This is a genomic window from Acrocarpospora macrocephala (assembly GCF_009687865.1).
GTDB classification, from domain to species: Bacteria; Actinomycetota; Actinomycetes; order Streptosporangiales; family Streptosporangiaceae; genus Acrocarpospora; species Acrocarpospora macrocephala.
The window spans coordinates 66,687-85,115 of sequence record NZ_BLAE01000036.1 but is presented as its reverse complement, the minus strand read 5'-3'; the positions used below and the strand labels follow the sequence as shown (position 1 = coordinate 85,115).

General features: G+C 69.0%; 14 protein-coding genes. 4 read left to right on the top strand and 10 right to left on the bottom strand.

Annotated elements, in window-relative coordinates; genetic code table 11:
• Positions 1-354: 354 nt before the first annotated feature.
• From Amac_RS30020 to Amac_RS29985, 8 genes are all read right to left on the bottom strand, one after another.
• Positions 355-1,290 carry a hydroxymethylglutaryl-CoA lyase gene (locus Amac_RS30020; protein ID WP_155357775.1) on the bottom strand — a complete coding sequence of 312 codons (936 nt, stop codon included), beginning with the start codon at positions 1,288-1,290 and terminating at the stop codon, positions 355-357.
• Entirely contained in the window at positions 1,287-2,069 is a 783-nt protein-coding gene (locus Amac_RS30015; RefSeq protein WP_155357774.1) for an enoyl-CoA hydratase/isomerase family protein, read from the bottom strand. The genes Amac_RS30020 and Amac_RS30015 overlap by 4 nt, the downstream gene beginning before the upstream one ends.
• A complete protein-coding gene (locus Amac_RS30010) occupies positions 2,070-3,320 on the bottom strand; it encodes a CaiB/BaiF CoA transferase family protein (RefSeq protein WP_155357773.1) in 1,251 nt (416 codons plus the stop codon). It lies immediately after the preceding gene.
• Positions 3,317-5,455, bottom strand: coding sequence for a hydantoinase B/oxoprolinase family protein (locus Amac_RS30005; RefSeq protein ID WP_218041375.1), 2,139 nt, complete (start codon positions 5,453-5,455; stop codon positions 3,317-3,319). Before Amac_RS30005 ends, Amac_RS30010 begins: the two co-directional genes overlap by 4 nt.
• Positions 5,456-5,471: 16 nt before the next feature.
• The gene (locus Amac_RS30000) at positions 5,472-7,529 is read right to left on the bottom strand and encodes a hydantoinase/oxoprolinase family protein (protein WP_155357772.1); all 2,058 of its coding nucleotides are present in this window, start codon (positions 7,527-7,529) and stop codon (positions 5,472-5,474) included.
• 6 nt (positions 7,530-7,535) lie between these two features.
• Positions 7,536-8,828 (bottom strand): hydroxymethylglutaryl-CoA reductase, degradative, encoded by a 1,293-nt coding sequence (locus Amac_RS29995; RefSeq protein WP_155357771.1) that lies wholly within the window; start codon positions 8,826-8,828, stop codon positions 7,536-7,538.
• 146 nt (positions 8,829-8,974) lie between these two features.
• On the bottom strand, positions 8,975-10,876 hold the full coding sequence (locus tag Amac_RS29990) for a helix-turn-helix domain-containing protein (RefSeq protein WP_155357770.1): 1,902 nt from the start codon (positions 10,874-10,876) through the stop codon (positions 8,975-8,977).
• A 163-nt stretch (positions 10,877-11,039) separates the two neighbouring features.
• On the bottom strand, positions 11,040-11,246 hold the full coding sequence (locus tag Amac_RS29985) for an acyl-CoA thioesterase domain-containing protein (RefSeq protein ID WP_155357864.1): 207 nt from the start codon (positions 11,244-11,246) through the stop codon (positions 11,040-11,042).
• A 151-nt stretch (positions 11,247-11,397) separates the two neighbouring features.
• Here Amac_RS29985 and Amac_RS29980 point away from each other — a divergent pair, with 151 nt between their 5' ends.
• The 4 genes from Amac_RS29980 (at position 11,398) to Amac_RS29965 (ending at position 16,460) form a co-directional block, all read left to right on the top strand.
• The gene (locus Amac_RS29980; protein WP_155357769.1) at positions 11,398-11,811 is read left to right on the top strand and encodes a YchJ family protein; all 414 of its coding nucleotides are present in this window, start codon (positions 11,398-11,400) and stop codon (positions 11,809-11,811) included.
• Between the two features lie 24 nt (positions 11,812-11,835).
• Positions 11,836-12,462 carry a DNA topoisomerase subunit B gene (locus Amac_RS29975; protein WP_155357768.1) on the top strand — a complete coding sequence of 209 codons (627 nt, stop codon included), beginning with the start codon at positions 11,836-11,838 and terminating at the stop codon, positions 12,460-12,462.
• Positions 12,463-13,041: 579 nt separating this feature from the next.
• Complete coding sequence (locus tag Amac_RS29970; RefSeq protein WP_155357767.1) at positions 13,042-13,797, top strand: DUF4118 domain-containing protein; 756 nt, start codon at positions 13,042-13,044, stop codon at positions 13,795-13,797.
• 1,673 nt (positions 13,798-15,470) lie between these two features.
• Positions 15,471-16,460 carry a phosphotransferase gene (locus Amac_RS29965; protein ID WP_155357863.1) on the top strand — a complete coding sequence of 330 codons (990 nt, stop codon included), beginning with the start codon at positions 15,471-15,473 and terminating at the stop codon, positions 16,458-16,460.
• Here the strand turns inward: Amac_RS29965 and Amac_RS29960 are convergent.
• Together Amac_RS29960 and Amac_RS29955 are read right to left on the bottom strand one after the other, a co-directional pair.
• On the bottom strand, positions 16,447-17,526 hold the full coding sequence (locus Amac_RS29960) for a glycosyltransferase (protein ID WP_155357766.1): 1,080 nt from the start codon (positions 17,524-17,526) through the stop codon (positions 16,447-16,449). The two genes, Amac_RS29965 and Amac_RS29960, sit on opposite strands and share 14 nt — an antisense overlap.
• Positions 17,523-18,413: a PIG-L deacetylase family protein gene (locus tag Amac_RS29955; RefSeq protein WP_218041373.1), complete on the bottom strand. Its 891-nt coding sequence runs from the start codon at positions 18,411-18,413 to the stop codon at positions 17,523-17,525. The genes Amac_RS29960 and Amac_RS29955 overlap by 4 nt, the downstream gene beginning before the upstream one ends.
• Between the last annotated feature and the right edge of the window lie 16 nt (positions 18,414-18,429).

Below are 18,429 nucleotides of genomic sequence, written 5' to 3'. Positions count from 1 at the left end.
TGGGGGAGGGGGCGTAATGGCTGGGTAACCCGGAGGACGCGAATCGCTGGGCCCTTGCGTGTCCGCGTCTGCATAAATATTCAGTACTGAATGATTCTTTAACGTTGTAGCAGCGCGCGAAAAGGCTCGTCAAGACCCATTCGGGGCAGGCCGCGGGCGGCGAGCGTCACCGGACGACCATTACCGCGCTATTGCGCGGACATGTCATTGACATGTCGCTCACGCGACCGTACCGTCAGCACATGTCTAGTCGTTTATGCATAAATATTCACCGTCATCCCCGATTGCTCTATGGAAGAGCCCGTTCCGGGCTGAAATCGGGGTGAGACGGCACAACGCAGCGTGGTCTCGCGCTCAGCACGCGGGCGGTGTGAGGGCCTGGACCGTGCGCGAAGGGCTCGGGCGGTTCAGGTGCGCGGCGAGCCAGGTGCTCGTCTCGGCCAGCTTGGCCAGGTCCACGCCGGTGTCGATGCCGAGGCCGGCCAGTTGCCAGAGCAGGTCCTCGGTGGCGAGGTTGCCGGTGGCGCTCCTGGCGTAGGGGCAGCCGCCGAGGCCGCCGGCGGACGCGTCGACCGTGGTGACCCCGCGGCCGAGCGCGACGAGGGTGTTCGCCAGGGCCTGGCCGTACGTGTCGTGGAAGTGCACGCCGATCCGTCCGACCGGCACCCCGGCGCCCACTAGGGCGTCGAGCAGCGCGGCGACCCGGCCGGGGGTCGCGACGCCGATCGTGTCGCCGAGGCCGAGCTCGGTGCAGCCGAGCGCGAGCAGCCGCGTCGCGACCGCGACGACCTGGGGGATCGGCACCTCGCCCTCCCACGGGTCGCCGAAGCACATCGACAGGTAGCCGCGCACGCCCAGGCCCGCCTCGCGGGCGCGGGCGATCACCGGGGCGAACATCTCCAGCGACTGGGCGACTGTCCGGTTCAGGTTGGCCCTGGCGAAGGACTCGGTGGCGCTGGCGAAGACGGCGATGTCGGTGAGCCCGAGGCCGATCGCCCGGTCCAGGCCGCGTTCGTTCGGGACGAGCACCGGGTAGCGCACGCCGTCGCGCCGCTTCAGCCGGCGCAGCACCTCTTCGGCGTCGGCGAGTTGCGGCACCCATTCCGGGTGCACCAGCGAGGTGGTCTCCACGACGGTGTGCCCGGCGTCGGCGAGCCGCTCGACGAGCTCGACCTTCACCTCGACGGGCAGGATCGCGGCCTCGTTCTGCAGGCCGTCCCGCGGCCCCACCTCCCAGATCGTTATCCGGCTGGGCAGGCCGGGCAACGGGTCGACTCCGTAGCGGTTCACCCGTGCCCCTTGCGTGAGGGGAACTCGGGTGGTCGGCGGGCGGCGAAGGCCGCCAAGCCCTCGCGGGCGTCGGGTGAGGTGAACGCCCGCTGCCCGTACAGCGCCTCGGCGTGGAACGCCTGGTCAAGGGGGAGGTCGCCCAGGCGCAGGACGGCCTGCTTGATCGTCGCGATCGCGGTGCCGGACAGCGCGCCGATCCGGCGGGCCCACGCGAGCGCCGTCGGCATCACCTCCGGCGCCGGTACGACGGCGTTGAGCAGGCCCAGTCGCAGCGCTTCCGCGGCCGGGACGCGCTCGCCGAGCAACAGCAGCTGCATGGCCCAGGCGTACGGGATCTGCCGGGTCAGCCGGGCGAGGGTGCCCCCGGCCGGTACCACTCCGACGCCCGGCTCGGGCAGGCCGAACTCGGCGTCCTCGCTCGCGACCCGCAGGTCGGTGGAGAGCATGATCTCGAAACCGCCGCCCAGGCACAGGCCGTTGACCGCGGCGATCACCGGCTTGAACAGGCTGGTGTGCTTCTGGTGCGCGCCGTCCCAGCGGGAGATGTCGAACCGCCCCTCGGCCAGCGCGGGGATCGACTCGCCCAGGTCCGCGCCGACGCAGAACGCGCGGTCGCCCTCGCCGGTGAGGACGGCCGCGGCGATCGTGTCGTCGTCCCGCACCCGGGCGAAGGCGTCGGCGAGCTCGTCGTACATGGCCAGGGTCAGCGCGTTGAGCTTGGCGGGACGGGCGAAGGAGATGACGGCCGTGGACCCGTCCCGCTCGAAGCCGATGGTCAATCAGATCACCCCTGCGGCGCGGAGTTCGGCGATCCGCTGCAGGGAGAGGTCCAGCAGGCCCCGCAGCACGGCGTCGGTGTGCTCGCCGGGGCGCGGGGCGAGCGTACGCGGCCGGGCGGGGGTGACGTCGAGCTTGATCGGCTGGCCGAACATCCGCAACGGCCCGAAGTCCGGGTACTCGACGTCGACGATCATGTCGCGCGCGGCGATCTGCGGATCGTCCACCACTTCCGCGATGGTCTTGACCGCGCTCAGCGGCACCTGGTCGCCGGCCAGGTCTTCGAGTTCGGCGCGGGTGCGTGACGCGAACCAGTCCAGCAGAAGCGGACGAATCCGGCGGGAGTAGACATCGGGGTCGAACCGCTTGGCCATGGTGTCGATCTCCGGGTCACCGGCGAGTTCGGGACGGTCGAACATCGTGCACGTCAGCCGCCAGAACTTGTCGGTGTAGCCGCCGAAGAAGACGTACCCGTCCTTGCACGGATACAACTCGTACGGGCGTACGAACGGGTGCTGGTTGCCCAGCGGCCTGGGCACCTCGCCGTCCACCGTGTACGACACGACCGCGTTCTCGGTCAGCGACAGCACCGAGTCCTGCTGCGACACGTCGACGAGCTGGCCCTCGCCGGTGCGTTCGGCGTGCCGCAGGGCGGCCAGGGTGCCGATGACGGCGTACAGGGTGGCGGACAGGTCGCCGATGATCGTGCCGACCCGGACCGGGGGCCGGTCGGCGTAGCCGTTCATCGACCACAGGCCCCCGGTGGCCTGCGCGCTGTTGTCGTAGGCCGGCCTGCTCCGGTACGGCCCGGTCTGGCCGAAACCGGAGATGGCGGTGTAGACCAGGCCGGGGTTCTCCGCGCGCAGGACGGCGGGCCCGACGCCGAGCTTGTCCATGGTGCCCGGCCGGAAGTTCTCCACCAGCACGTCGGCCCGGCGTACGAGCTGCTTGAGCAGGTCTTGCCCGTCGGGCGTGGCCAGGTCGAGAGTGAGCCCGAGCTTGCCGCGGTTGTACTGCGCGAAGAACGCGCTGAACGTGCTCCCGTCGGCGGCCGGCAGATGCGGAGGGAAATCGCGGGCGTAGTCCGGGTCGGTCGGCCGCTCGATCTTGATCACCGTCGCGCCGAGGTCGGCCAGGATCATCGAGCAGAACGGGCCCGCGACCACCCGGGTGATGTCCAGCACCACGACTCCGGCGAGGGGCCCGCGCTCCGCCGGGGCGGGGTCGTCGTCGCCCCAGGTCTCGGCGGTCATCGGGCGCACACTCTGGTTTCCAGCAGGGTGCCGCAGGCCGGGCTGACGAACTCCTCCAGCAGGACGGCGGGCTCTCCGAGGCGGGGCCGGATCCGGACGCCGAGTTCGGCGAGGCGTTCGGCGGCGGGACGGGTCCGGATCAGGGCGTCGTCATGCCAGTCGTCGGCGGTGCTGATCAGGGCGCCGCTGGCCGGGCAGTACCAGTGGCCGTCCCGCCCCCGGTGCGGGACGGAGGCTCCGGCTATGCCGATCATCGTGTCCTGGACCGCCGCCGCGGGGGGTGCGTCGCCCAGCCGTTCGGCGCGGAGCGCGGCCCTGCGCCCGGCGGTCGCGGTGAGGTCGGCCTGGTCGCCGTCGAGCACCACGCCGTAAACGCGCTCGGCCGCGGCCGCGGTCACGTAGCCGTCGACGACGTCCCGCGCGACTCGAGCCGGGTCGCGCAGCAGGGGGTCGCCGTAGCCGCCTCCGCCGGCGATCCACTGGACGAAGACGTCGCCGTGCCGGACCGTGAGGTCGTACTGGTTGATGTCCAGCAACTGCCTGGTGGCCGCGGAGAGGTTCTCCTCGGTGGGGACGGCGCCGCCGGACATGAGCTGCCAGACGTCGGTGTCGCGGCAGAGAAGGTGGCCGCTGCCGCCGCCGGGCAGGCCGCCGCCGTAGCCGTCGGCGGGCACTTGGGCGCTGGGCGCGAACACGGTCTGCGTGACCTGGCTCGCGCCGTGCAGGGTCCAGGCGAACTCGTGGCCGAGGCCGCCCCGGTTGGCGCCGTGGCCGGCGCTGGCGGGGGAGAGTCGCTTCCACAGGTAGAGCACCGGGTAGAGCATCTCGTTCATCTCCACGTCCGGCAGCATGTTGTTCATCTGCGTCATCATCCCGGCGCAGTCCAGGCCGTCCGATTCAGGCTGGGCGCCGGCTCCCATGCCGCCACCGTCCATGTTGAACAGCACGAAATATCCGCCGTCGTCACGGGTTCCTGCCGAGATCCCGCCCGTCCAGGAATCAGCCCAGACCCCTTGCGTACGCCCCTGGAGGACGGGGTCGTCGCTGGCCCGGCACAGCTGGTTGAACAGCTTGACGATCAGTCTGCTGACCCGGGCGCCGGTGGTGAGGTGGCCGTTGCTGATCGGCGCGGGCGGGCGTGGGTTGACGATGCTCCCCGGCTCGGCGACCACTTCGAAGGCGGTCATGACGCCTTCGTTGAACGGCACGTCCCACGCCAGGATCGGCACGACGGCGGTGGCGACACTACCCACCAGGGCACCGTAGCTGCAGTTGACGAACCCGTCGGTCTGTGGGCTGGACCCCGTGAAGTCCAGCGTGGCCTGGCCGCCGCGCTTGGTCAGCGTGCACCGGACCTGGTAGAGATCGTCGGTGTGTCCGTTGTGCTCGGTCCACTCCTCGGCCTCCCACACGCCGTCGGGCAGGCGGGCCAGCCGGTCGCGCACGACCTGCTCGGCGATCTCGAAGTTGCGCCGCGTGTAGGCCCGGAAGCGGTCGAGCCCGAACTCCTCGATCGTGGCGAGCAGCCGTCGTATGCCTGTGTTGTTGCTGGCCACGAGGCTGCGCACGTCGTTCCAATAGGGCACCGGGACGCGGACGTTGTTGAGCAGGATCCGCCGGACCCACTCGACCGGCTCTCCTTTCTCGAAGACCTTGACCCCGGGCGGCAGCCGCAGGGCCTCGCTGTAGCAGTCGTAGGCGCCGGGCGCGAAGCCGCCGGGGGTCATCCCGCCGACGTCGAGCAGATGCGCCTGCGACTGCGCCCAGCCGACCAGTTCCGCGCCGTGGAAGATGGGGGTGATCACGTTCGTGTCGGGTGGGTGGCTCGCCCCCGCGGTGTGCGGGTCGTTGCTGATGAACGCGTCGCCCGGATACACCGGCTCGTCCCGGATGGCTTCGATCAGGTTGCGGACGGCAACGCTGCCCGATCCGATGTGGAATTGCACGTAGTCGGAGTAGGCGTAGATGCGTCCCTCGGGATCGAACAGCGCGGTGTTGAAGTCACCTGCCTCGGTGATGACGGGCGATCCGGAGGACCGGATCATCGCGATGCCCATCTCCTCGACGATCGAGTCGAGGCGCATCCTGATCACTTCCAGCGTGATCGGGTCGAAGTCGGACGTCGGTGAGCTCACGGGGGGTCTCCTTCGATCAGGCGTCGGCGTGGTTCAGGCGGATGAGGAAGTGCCCGCCGTCGATGACTTCGACCGTCGCGTTCGGCGGCACGTAGACGGTGGTGTCCGGCTCCTCGATCAGGCAGGGACCCTCGGCCTTGCCGAGCGCGCCGAACCCCCGGTGCGCCTCGACGTGGCGGCGGTGTCCGGACAGTGGCTCGATGACCTCCCGCTCGGTGGCGGTGTGCCGCTCCTGGCCGACGGCCTCGGTCACGTTCTGCGTCTCGGTACGGCCAACCGCCCGCACCCGCGAGTTGACCAGCAGCACCTCGGCCTCGGTCCACGCGGTGCCGGTGCCGAACTCGGCCTCGTAGTCCGCCACGAACCGCCGCCGCAACGCCTCCTTGTCGCCCTCCCCGAACGGCTCCTCGGGCAGGCGCGTGGTCACCTCGAAGATCTGGCCGACGAACTTCATGTCGGCCTCGCGGTAGACCGCGCGGCGGTCCTGGGGGATACCCTCGGCGTCGAACCAGTCGCGCGCCCGCTGTTCCAGGGCGGCGAACTCCTTCTCCAGCGTCTCGGCCGGCTGGTCCATCGTCCACGGGCTGGTCTGGACCGCCGAGAAGACCGAGTCCGCGTGCATGAGCCCGTACGCCGAGAAGACGGCGGCGTTGCGCGGGATGACCACCTCGCCTACTCCCGTCTCGGCGGCGATCGCGGCGGCGAACAGTCCGCAGGCGCCGCCGAAGCCGACCAGGGTGAACTCGCGGGGATCGTGCCCGCGGTTGACGGTGATCTTGCGCAGCGCGTTGGCCATCTGCGAGGTCGCCAGCCGGTACATCCCGTGCGCGGCGGCGTCCTCGGACAGCCCGAGCGGCTCGGCCAGGTGCCGCCGAATCGCCTCCCGCGCCTTGCCCGGCGACAGGGTGACCGTACCGCCCAGGTAGTACTCGGGGTTGATCAGCCCCATGACCAGCGCGGCGTCGGTCACGGCCGGACGTTCGCCGCCCTTGCCGTAGCAGGCGGGCCCGGGCACGGAACCGGCGCTGTGCGGGCCGACGCGCAGCACTCCGCGGCCGTCGATCCAGCCCAGGCTGCCGCCCCCGGCGCCGATGGTCTCGATGTCCACCGCGGTGAGGCTGGTGGGCAGCCCGCCGATCTCGGCCCGCGGCAGCACCCGCAGCTCGTCGTCGATGATCGCGGCGGCGTCCAGGCTCGTCCCGCCCATATCAGCGGTGAGCACCCGGCGCCTACCCAGCCGCATGCCGAGCAGGCGCGCGCCGGTCACCCCGCCCACCGGACCCGAGTTGAACATCGAGATCGGCGCCCGCGCGGTCTCCTCGACCGAGAGGAACCCGCCGTGGACCTGCATGATCTGCACCCTGGTGCGCAGCCCCTTGGCGGCCAGAGCGTCGGCGAGCTGCTGGAAGTGGGTCGCGACGATCGGCTTGACCGCCGCGTCCAGTGCCGTGGTCACCATGCGCTCGTACTCCCGATACACCGGCGTCAGCGCGCTGGACAGCGAGTAGGGCACATCCGGGTGGCGCTCGCGCAGGTAGCCGGCGATCGCCCGCTCGTGCGCGTCGTTGCGGAAGGACCACAGCAGGCACACGGCGATCGACTCGGCGCCGGCCGCCAGCACCTGCTCCACGCTCGTACTGATGGCGCCGGGCGACAGCGGCACCAGCACGGTCCCGTGCGCGTCGACGCGTTCGGGCACCTCGACGATGAGACGCCGGTCCACGATGTCGGGCGGCGGGGTCAGTTTGTGCGAGTCGCGCTCGTCGGTACGCGCGGAGCGGGCGATCCGCAACGTGTCCCGGAAACCCTGCGTGGTCAGCAACCCCACCCGGGCGTACTTCTGCTCGTCCACCGCGTTGGTGACGATGGTGTTGCCGAGCACGAACCGGTCGATCGCCGGATAGAATTCCGCCTCGCTCAGCCCGACCTGCTCGCGCAGGATGCTCAGCGCGGCGAGGATGCCGGTGGTCACGTCCGGTGTCGAGAACGCCTTGCCGCGCACGGCGCGGCCGTCGGCGATGGCGACTGCGTCGGTGAAGGTGCCCCCGACGTCGATGCCCACGTCCAAAATCATGACTGCTCAGTCTCCTTCGGCTGCACCGGCTCCGGCGCGGAGCTCGGCCAGGATCTGCTCGGCACGGTCGGCGCGTACCGCTTTGGCGGCGAGCATGCGCGCGACCACCGTGGGAATCTCCTCGGGGCTCGCGCCCGCGGTCACCGCCACGTTGCGGGCGTGCAGTGACATGTGTCCGCGCTGGATGCCCTCGGTGGCCAGGGCCCGCAGCGCGGCGAGGTTCTGCGCGAGCCCGACCGCGGCGACGACGCCGGCCAGCTCGCTCGCGGTCCGCACCCCCAGCAGCCGCACCGCCGCGCGCGCCACCGGGTGCACCTTCGTGGCCCCGCCGACCAGGCCGACCGGCATGGGCAGTTCCAGGGAGCCGGACAGGTTGCCCTCGGCGTCGCGCTCGAAGTGGGACAGGGAGGTGTAGCGGCCGTCCGGGGCGACCGCGTGGGAGTGCGCGCCCGCCTCGACCGCGCGGGTGTCGTTGCCCGTCGCCAGCACCACGGCGGTGACGCCGTTCATGATGCCCTTGTTGTGCGTCGCCGCCCGGTACGGATCGGCCTCGGCCAGCGCCGCCGCGTGCACGATGTCCCGCACCACCTGCGGACCCCCGAGGGCTTCGGCGTCGAAGACGGCGCGTGCCCTGGCCAGGCGCAGGTCCGCCTTGTTGGTCAGGATCCGCAGCAGGGTGCGGCCCCCGGCGATCTCACCCACCCTGGCCGCCACGGCCTCCGCCATCGTGTTCACCGCGTTGGCGCCCATCGCGTCCCGTACGTCGACCACGAGATGGAGCACGACGTAGACGTCCTCGCCCGACGGCACGAGCCGTACGGTGATGTCCCGCACGCCGCCGCCGAACTCCACCAGCCGCGGGTCCTGCGCGTTCGCCAGCGCGGTGAGCTCGCCGCGCGCCTCCAGCAGCCGCAGCCGCGCCGCCTGGGGATCGGCCGCGCCCAGCACCTGCACCTGCGCCTGCATGATCGGCGCCGAGCACGTCGTGGCGAAGCCACCGTGGACGCGGGCGATACGCGCGGCGTTGCTCGCCGCGGCGACCACCGACGGCTCCTCCGTCGCCATCGGCACCAGGACGTCGGACCCGTTGACTCTGAAGTTCGTGGCCACGCCCACCGGCACCCCGAGCACTCCGACGACGTTCTCGATCATGTGGTCGGCCTGGTCCAGGGTGAGCCCCGCGGCCGGATCGAGCACGTCGAGCGCGCCGGGATCCAGCCCCGCGCTCTTCGCGGCGAGGGCCCGCCGCTCCCCGGGCGACAGGTCACGCAACCCCGTCAGCCGGCTGTGAACACCCACGATGCCTCCCGCATACCGCCGAAACACGCTGATAATCGAGCCGAAACGCAATCGGCTTGTGCGGAAGATTAGGTCCGACCGGAACGCCGCGCCCATGGGTGAATCACACGCCGTTGAAGCCATTGTCATGTGTGAATCGACGTAGATCACAGACCAGTCGCGAGGGCGTGCATACGTACGGCCACGGTGACGCGGAAGAACGGCTCCGGCTCGCGCCAGGCCGGGCCGAGCAGCATGGTGATCCTGTCCAGGCGCTGGCTGACCGTGTTGATGTGCACGTTCAGCGCTCGCGCCGCCCGCGCCGGGCTGCAGTGCGAGTCGACGTAGACGCGCAACGTCTGCACCAGGTCGGTCGAATGATCGCGGTCCCAGCGCAGCATCGGCCCGAGCACCGCCTCGGTGAACGCGACGATCCCCTCGCGCCTGGCGCCGAACAGGGCCAGGTACGGCTGGTAGGCCGCCGCGTTGACGGCCGTGTCCTGGATGCCCAAGTCGTGCAGCAGCTCGGCGCACTGGCGCAGCGGCTCGAACCGGGCGCCCAACTCGCCCCACGCGGCGACGGGCGCGTCGGCCACCACGAGCACCGGCGCCCCTACACACTCACGGACTTCGGTCGCCGCGCTGTCGGGGTCGGCCGCGTCCGTCAGCACGACCACACAGCCCGCGTGCTCACCGGCCAGCAGGCCGGGCCGCCAGGTGCCGAGCGCCTGCACGGCCGCCCTGCGCCGGTCCCGCGGCACCAGCACCGCGACGACCATGCGCAGCGACTCCAGCCGGACCCCGCGGGCGCGGGCCCGCAACATCAGCTCCTCGCGGTGCGCGCCGTCGCCCAGCAGGATGTCGGAGATCAGCTCTCCCCGCACCCGCTCCTCGGCCTCGGCCACGGCCTCCCGCTTCAGCGCCAGCAGGGCCACGATCTGCGCCGCCCGCTCGATCGTACGCCGCTCGACCGAACCCAGCGCGAGATCGCCGTAGCCGACGAGGATCGCGCCGAGCAGCGTCTCGGCGGCCACCACGGCGACCACGACAGCCGCCCCGTCATCCGACGGGTCCAGGAACACGCACCGCCCCGTGGTACGGCTGCGCTCGACCGCGGCGCGTACGTGCGCGGTCACGGACTCCCCTGAGGCATCGGTCCGCGCCGAGGCGAGCGGGGCCAGGTCGCGGTCGAAGATCTCCACCGACCGTCCCAGCGAGCCGGCCAGCGTCCGGGCCACCTCGTGCGCGGTACCCCCGCGCAGCACCGCGCTGGTGAGATCCTGATGCACCGCGCTGGCGCGTTCCCTCGCCGCCATGGTGCGCGCGAGATCCTCGTTGGCCGCCCGCGCCGCCTCGGCCGACGCGCGGGCCTGCGCCAGCAGGTGCACCGTCTGCAACACCACGGCCGCGTGGTCGGCGAACGCCGACAGCAGCGCGATCTCCTCGGGCGTGAACGCGTGCTCGTCACGGTTGGCCGCGAACAGCACGCCCAGCACGCGGTCGCCCGCCACCAGCGGCACACCGAGCAGCGACACCAGCCCCTCGGCCCGCACGGCCTCGTCGATCTCCGCGTCATGCGGCGCGTCGAGATAGTGGTCATAGTTCGTCGTCCACTGCGGGCTGCGCGTAGACACGACCTTCCCGGCCAGGCCCTTCCCCGGAGGCACCCGAAGCCGGCGGAACTCGGGCGCGAACGTGCCCAGCGTCGAGCGCACCCGCAACTCATCGGTCTCCTGGTCGAACTCCGACAGATACGTCACGTCGGTACCCACCAGGTCATGCGCCCGGGCCACCAGGCGGTCCAGCAGCGCGTCCAGATCGCGCAACTCGGCCAGCTCACGCGCGCTGGACAGCAGCGCGGACAGCTCCTGATCACGCCGCCGCCACCGCGCCACCGCCGCCCGCACCCGCCGCGTCCGCCACAGCACGCCGGCCAGCTCGGCGCCGTCAAGCGACTCGGCGAGCGGCGCGACGGCACTCTGCTCATCGGCCGTCTCATCCAGCAGCAAATCCAGCAGTCCAAGCACCGAGTCCAGGGGAACCAGCGCCCGCTGCGCGGGCAATACCATGCTCCCGAGCATATGGGTCCCGTCTCACGTGCCAGCATGGATGCGGCCGCGGCGGAACCGCGTGGCCGCCGACCGGCGCGTACGCGAGCGGCTGAGCTGGATGCGGGACGAACTGGCGGCAGCGGGCGGCGCTCCAGCAGCGGCGGCGAGGTGGAGAAGGTGCTCACGGCCTGCACGAACAACTCTGATTCGAGCGGCAGACGCTGACGGTCTCACCGCCGAAGTAGGCTCTCCTGGACAACGGTCGCCACAAGGTTCCATCCAGGTCGAAGAAGCGTCCGGCCGACAGCGTCAGGGCTTCCTGGTACACGGGGCTCGTCAGCTCGTAGAGCAGCCACTCGTCGGCACGGACCGGCCGGTGGAACCACATCTCGCGGGTACGCAGAGCCCACCACCGGGCGGCCGTCCCGGGCGGCGCGGAACAGCCCGTCGGCGTGCCGGAGGTCGTAGGGCGCGCGGATCGGTGCGTCCGGCGGCGGGATCGGCCCTCCGGAGGCCGGTCGGCAGGCACAATTGCATGCGTGTCCCGACGTCGTGCACAGCCTCAGGCGCGTTCCGCGTCCACTTCCGCCTGCCCGTGCGGGCTCCCCATGCCGTACCGGGAGTGCTGCGGCTCGCTGCACCAAGGGACGGCGGCCGCGCCCACCGCGGAAAGGCTGATGCGGTCGCGGTACAGCGCGTTCAGCGTCGGCGACGTCGCGTACCTCCTGCGCAGCTGGCATCCGACGACGCGGCCACCCCGCATCGAACCCGACGAAGGGCTCCGATGGGTGCGCCTGGAGGTACTCGAAACAACCGGAGGCAGCCCCTTCCACACCGAGGGCACCGTCCGGTTCCGCGCCCACTACCTCAGCCGGGGCACCGAGGGCCACCTAGACGAGCACAGCCGTTTCGTACGGCATGAGGGCACCTGGTCGTACCTCGGAGCGCTCTAGCCCCCGTGGGCATAGCCTGCTCCGATGAACACATCGCGGGCCTCTTGGCGTAACACGACTCACGACTGGGCGAGCGGCGTGGACATCGAGCACCTCGCGCACATCCGACAGAACCCAGACATGTTCGCTCCCGGGGGCGTCCCGCATCTGATCCTTGAAGTCGTCGCCTACGCGGCAGACGAGGCGGAGAGCAACAACGGGGGGCACTGCACCATCACGCTCCATCCCGACGGCTCGGTATCCGTGGCGGACGACGGGCGAGGCACCGACACCCGCCTCGACGAGCACGGCCAACCTGTGAGGAAGCCCATCATGGCGTCGAAAGACCTGCGGTTCTTCGACGCTCCTGACGCCCAACCGCTTCTCGACGGCCATCCGCGCCGGGGTATGTCCGTCGTGGCGGCACTCAGCGAGTGGCTTGTCCACACCAACCGCCGCCGAGGGGGAGCCTGGACTCAGCGCTACGAACACGGCATCCCCGACAGCGACCTGGTATCGATCACTGACGACGGTACGACCGGAACAGCCGTCCACTTCCGCCCAGATGAGCACCTGATCGCCGCGAGCGGCGCGTGGGCCACCGAACTGCTCCGCTTCGCCGGCTCATGGGGAATGCTGTCGGTCAACGTAGACGACCGGCGCACTCCATGACCGGCGGGCCTTGGCAAGGAATACGAAACAGCTGAGCCGACCTGGGCGACCAGGACGCTACCTTGGCGCCTACGATGCGCTGGATCGCCTCCCGCTTCTCTCCTTCGGCCAAACCGGCGATCGGTCCCGGCATGGCAATGCGAACGTCGGCGGCGGCTACAGGCATCTCCCGGGGTCTCACGTCTTGAGCATGATGAGCGGCTGGAGGGCAGTGTTGAGCTGCTCGCACGCCGCCTTCGGCGGCTCCGAATGACGTGAAGTGGATGTCGCTCGCCCATCAAGCCCTGGCCCAAGCCGCTCCGCTGCGTACCGTCCCGGATCCGATCACAGATTCAGAGCGAATCGCCGACTTGACCATACGCCGACGAGGTCGGCTCGGAGGAGTCCTCAACGAGTACTCGCATGCCGCTTGAACTGCATGGATCGGGTTTCGGCAGGCGCAGAACCGAGCGCGAATAGGTGATAAATTGGTCAATAGTTCACAATTTGCCCATTTTCTCACTCGGCTGTCGGCCGATGGTCCGCACCACGAGTTCGGCTGACCTTCCTGTGCCGGAGCCGCAAGAAGGGGTGATGAACATGGCATTCCTCCCTATCAGGGACACCGTGGCGGTAGCCGCCGCCGTGCTGGCTCCGCTGCTCGCCGCAGCGCTGCTCGTGCCCCTCCGCGAGGGATTCATCTCGAACGCGAACATCGCCCTCATCATGGTCGTCGTCGTGGTGGCCGTCGCCGCCGTGGGAAGCCGCGTCGCCGGAGCGCTCGCGGCCATCTCGGCCGCCATCTGGTTCGACTTCCTCTTCACCCACCCGTACAACGAGTTCGCCATCCTCAAGCCCGGCGACCTGCAGACCGCCTTCCTGCTGCTCGTCGTCGGGCTGGCCACCTCCCAGATCGCCGCCTGGGCCCGCCGCCTGAGGGTGATCGCCGTCACCGACGCCGACTACCTCGCCCGCATCCACGACACCGCCGCGCTGGCCCAGACCGCCTCCTCGCCCAGCGAGGTGATCGACGAGGTGCAGGACCAGCTCGCCGACGTCCTCCAACTCCGCGGGTGCCGCTTCGAGTACGGCACCCTGCTCGGCCATCCCCCGCGCCTCGAACAGGACGGCACGATCATGATGGGCCACTGGCACTGGGACGTGGAACGCCGGGGCCTCCCCGACCGCGAGATCGAGCTGCGCACTTTCGGCAACGGCCACTACTACGGCCGCTTCATGCTCCAGCCCACCCCAGGAACCAGCCCCTCCCTCCAGGCGCGTCTCGTCGCAGTGACCCTCGCCGACCAGGCCGGTCACGCCCTCGACGCCGCCGCCTCCCCGACCGGCACCAGATGACTCTCGGACACCGGCGCTGGGCGTGGCTCCATGACGACTTTGCCATCAACTCGGAGCGGGGCGAGGGCAGTGATCGGTGTACGGCAAGTTTCAATAGCGCGCCCTGTCGGACGCGCCCATAAGTACACACAGTCGCCTGTGGTGGCCGATGTTCTGGCGCCCCTCAGCCGAGTCCGCCGAGGCGCGCGGAGCGTTCATCGCCCGCCGCTGGGCCTCACACACGCCAGCGAAGAAGTACCGACAGTTCGAGTGCCGACGAAGGCGTCGTGGCCGACTGGCTATTGATCATCGCCAGGCCCTCGTAGTTCGAGTGCCGCGTCACCAAGAGCGAGGGCACGGCACTGATCTCCGGCGCTGAAGGCGCGCACATTGTCTATCGCGATGGGCGAGTCGATAAGAAGAGTGACAAAGTCCATTGTGGTAGGACCTGCCCACCACGAGAGCCTGGGGCACTTGCTACGAGGATTGATGTCCAATTCGGCGCGATTGAAGAAGTGCCGCCACAGTAGGTCGATACGAGCCATCATGGCTGATAGGAGAGGAGCATGCTGGGCTAGGAACCACTGCCGGAGTTCGGTGAACTCCGTCGAAGTGAGTGTCGGCTTCTCCCAGACAGGGGTTACCGGTCGTCGATTAAAGTGATGCTGCGCGCGCGAAGCTTCGAAGCCTAGAAATTCGCGCAGATCTTGGTGTTCGTGCCTGCGATTATCAACTAGCTCGAGCGTTCCTCCTGTAGGCAGGTGCCTAAGTTGGATAGATCGGCCGTTATTGCTGGCGTAGCGAAGTCCAGGTACGCCTCCGCATCGGGCCTCACCTCTATCGTCTATCGAAATGCTTGGAAGCAGGTAACTCGCTACCCGTGCGGCTACCGTCCATCCCGTAGATAGCCGTTCAGGCTGGGGAGACGCCCAACTGTAGTAGAGGAACATGTCGCGGAATGAGCGGCCAATTCTCCTGTCCCAGTCGATGGACCGCGTAGGACTGAGTAGGCACCAGAGCAAGAGAGCTTGAAATTCTTGCTGGCCTGGATGGGGCGTGTCGACGATCCGTCGGCCGTTTAGGCGGGCGTTCAGATGGAGCTGCTTGGGGCCGCCGAGCAGTCGGGTACATTCGTTGAAGGCGCGCTTGTCGTTGACGTGCGGCATAAGATCCCCATCTCGCAGCGCGTACCCCGGACTACGGCCGCGTTGGTAGATCGCAACGACAGCGTGAATAAGGAAGAACGGCGAGAACTGGGCATCGCACCCTGCGGATAGCATCGCGACTCATTCCGGGTGAGTTCGCCACCTCGCGCACGTCCTCGGTGCAGGATGAAGTTAGCAAAGTGTGGGGCCGGACGTCAAAACTCATGGGTGCTATCGCCAGAAAGATCGAAAACACGCTGCCCAAGATTATGTGGAGCGTGCGTCGCGGATCTTCAGCATTCCACTGGATCGGTGCTATGAGGACAGACGGCTCCCTGTCCAGGCCCGGTGTCCCTCAGTGTTTCCGCAAGGAACAAGGCGAGGCCTGGCAGTGCTGGAGGGTTCGCAGGGGCCTGGTCGAGTTGGCGCGGGTGACACCGACCAGCATGCGGATTGGCAGGATGGCGAGTCTGGGGATTGCGTAACCTTCCGAAGGTGACCACGGAGCATCCTGACTTGCCAGCGTCCGAACTAGGTGAGTACGACCTGATGCAGGTCGCTCAAGCGTTCAACCTGGGCTCTGTACGCGGTGCGATGTTTCTGCCGTCGGGGATGATGAACCGCAACTGGCGGGTGAGCACCGGGGTCGGAGTGCTGGCCATCAAGGAGATCATCGACGTTCCGGTGCCGAAGGCTCGGCGCAGCCTGACCGTTGTGCGTCAGCTGGCGGATGCTGGGCTTCCGGTCTGTGCCCCGCGTGCCGCTGTCTCCGGAGATGTGGTGGCCGAGATCGATGGTCGTGGCTTTTGCGTTCTGCCCTGGGCTGAGGGGAGCCACCACCCAGGGGCGGAGCTGACAGTCAATGAAACCGCCGATCTCGGTAGGCTTGTCGGGCGATTTCACCAGGCATTGGCCGCCCCTGGCGTCGGATTGGGCCCCGTGGGGGATCGGCCGCGGACAAAGGTGACGCCCGCCAACGCGGCGCTGGCGGAGGCCGACCGATTCCTCCAGATCATCGCTACCCGGGAGGAACTGGACGTGTTCGACGCCGCCACGCTTAAGGCGTTGCGGCAGCGCAAGGAACTGCTCGCCGAGTGTGCCGGTGAAGCTCCGGGTGATGATCTCGCTCTGGGTCCGGTGGGCTGGACCCATGGGGACTTGCAGCCGCTCAATCTGCTGTGGCGGGACGGGGCGGTCGTGGCTGTGCTGGATTGGGATCGGCTTGGAGTCCGCCCGTACGGGGAGGAGGTCGTCCGTACCGCCCAGGTGCAGTTCACCACTGACCATGGCCGCTTGGATCTGGAGCGGGTAGCGGCTTTCACCGCTGGATATCGTTCACAGGTGGCGATCGCCGATGAGGATTTGGTGGATGCGGTCGAGCGGTTGTGGTGGAAGCGGCTGACCGACTTCTGGCAGTTGCAGTGGCACTACGACAAGGGTGATCACGGGCCTGATCGGTTGTGGGAGTCCGGGGAGCGGCTACTGCAGTGGTGGACCGCCCACCGTGACGTGGTGAGGGCGGCGTTCACGTCCCGATGATGCCGGCGGCGGTCAGTTCCGGAAGGCAGGAGCGGGCCAGCGGGATGGCCCGGCGGTGCGCCTGATCGGCCAGTTCGGCAAGCCGGTCCTGGGTGAGGTTTCGGATCAACGCGATCCAGGCGGCATGCTGATCGGGTGGGGCGAGGAGCGTGGGGTCACCGATAGCCTCGCCGATGCCGCCCCGGGTGGAGCCGATGGCGGGCAGTCCGTCCAGGGCGGCTTCGGTTATCACCCGGGGAAAGGCGTCGTCGACCACGCTGGGGACCAGGAGCAACCGGTGACGCCGATATAGGGCGGTCATTTCGTGGGGGTCGTAGGTGCGGGGCAGGTAGGTGACGTTGGGGTGACAGGCGAAGTCGGCTGCGGTGTCCCACCAGCCTTCCACCAGAGTGAAGCGCCGGTCCGGGAGAAGCTCGGCGAGCCGGTGCAATAGCGTGGCGCCTTTGGCCGGAACCGGGTTGATCATGAGCAGATCTGCGTCGGGCGACCCCGAGGGCTCGCTGGGCGGCCGGAACGGCGGGTAGAAGAGCACAGCCGCGTGCGTGGACGGTGTCTGGGACAGGACGAACCGGGAGGTTGCCAGCGCGTAGTGGGGCTTACCGTTCAGGACGTGCATGCCGGTGTTCGAGACCGAGTGCAGCCAGCCCGCGACTTTCGTCTTGGTCCGGGCGTGGGCGGCGAGTTCGGCCGAGCCTTCCTGGGAGGTGATGACGAGGTCGGGTTTGTCCTCCCGCAGCGTCGTAGCGAGCACTTTCAGTAACACGTCCTGGGCGACGACGCGGATGTGAATGCCGTTGGCGACGTAGCGGAGCTCTCTGCTGCCAGCCTGGTAGTCGTAGGCGAGGGCGGAGCGATCAAGATGGTCCAGTATCGACGGCAGCATCGAGGTTGTTGCCCATGGGGGTCCATGTGAGGCCAGGTAGAGCGTTCGCCAGCCCGCGGCGGCGAACTGCTCGGCGAGCAGTTGCTGGGAGACCTCGGCGCCGCCGATCAGGAACGGCGGCGGGATCCGCCGCCAGGCGAACAGCACTGTTCCGAGTACGGCTCCCGCCGGAGGAGACGTCATCGCGGGGCCATTCGGTAGAAGCGTTCCGCGAAGAGGTCTCGACTGGTGCCATGGACGGACTGCGCGACGGTCCAGGCGTGACGTATCGGCCTGTACATGGCTGACAGCGGCTGCAATTGGGAGGCGTACAGGTGCAGCAGCGTGAGCTTGTCGAGTAGCACATCAGTGATGTCGACGACTTCGGCGACGAGCGTGTCGCCGACGCGTGCGGCGAACAGGTGCTGATCGTCGGAGGACAGGCTGTAGGTCTGCCAGAAGGCGGAATCTTCCCAGAACCATCGGCAGCCGAGCCGTCGCGCGGCGTCGTGGACCAGGAGGTGGTCGGGGTGGCGGGTGACCGCGGCAGGGGCGAGGAGTTCGGCTTCGCGCCAGTCACCCAGTTCCGCAAGGGCCGGTTCCAGGTCGGCGACAACTTGGTCCAGGAGGTCGGCCTCGTACGGCTGGTAGGGGGCCTCGGCGTCGTGATAGCCAAGCCACCGCTGATTGCCGTGCAGCGGGCGGAGCGCCTGGGTGGATTCGGCCGCACGGAGCCTGGAGATCGACTCCTCTCCCGGATGCTGAGCACGCACAGAGGCGTGCGCGGTGGCCGAGCGGCTGAACACGGTCACCACGGTCAGCGGACGAGTCTGGGTGAGGAACAGGCCGCTCGCCGAGAGCGCCAGGTCGTCGTGGTGGGGTTCGATCACCACGACTGGATGTCCGGCTGGGTGACGCTGCTCGATCAGGTACGGCTGCCCGTCGTACGGGGCTGTGATCTCGATGATCGTCTTGTCCCCATGGTTGCGACGCCTGGCGAGTTGCTCCTGATGGGTGCGATGGGCGGTGGCCAGGTCGTCGGGGAAGGTGTAGACGCCGATGGCATCAGGAGTCGGAAGTAACCGGTCCACGGCGGAGTTCCTCCAA

Coding starts and splice junctions, on each gene's coding strand:
- Amac_RS29970 (WP_155357767.1), top strand. CDS start 13,042: ATGGCATTCCTCCCTATCAGGGACACCGTGGCGGTAGCCGCCGCCGTG.
- Amac_RS29985 (WP_155357864.1), bottom strand. CDS start 11,246: ATGTGGTTCCACCGGCCGGTCCGTGCCGACGAGTGGCTGCTCTACGAG.
- Amac_RS29990 (WP_155357770.1), bottom strand. CDS start 10,876: ATGGTATTGCCCGCGCAGCGGGCGCTGGTTCCCCTGGACTCGGTGCTT.
- Amac_RS29965 (WP_155357863.1), top strand. CDS start 15,471: ATGCAGGTCGCTCAAGCGTTCAACCTGGGCTCTGTACGCGGTGCGATG.
- Amac_RS29975 (WP_155357768.1), top strand. CDS start 11,836: ATGAACACATCGCGGGCCTCTTGGCGTAACACGACTCACGACTGGGCG.
- Amac_RS30010 (WP_155357773.1), bottom strand. CDS start 3,320: ATGACCGCCGAGACCTGGGGCGACGACGACCCCGCCCCGGCGGAGCGC.
- Amac_RS29960 (WP_155357766.1), bottom strand. CDS start 17,526: ATGACGTCTCCTCCGGCGGGAGCCGTACTCGGAACAGTGCTGTTCGCC.
- Amac_RS30000 (WP_155357772.1), bottom strand. CDS start 7,529: ATGATTTTGGACGTGGGCATCGACGTCGGGGGCACCTTCACCGACGCA.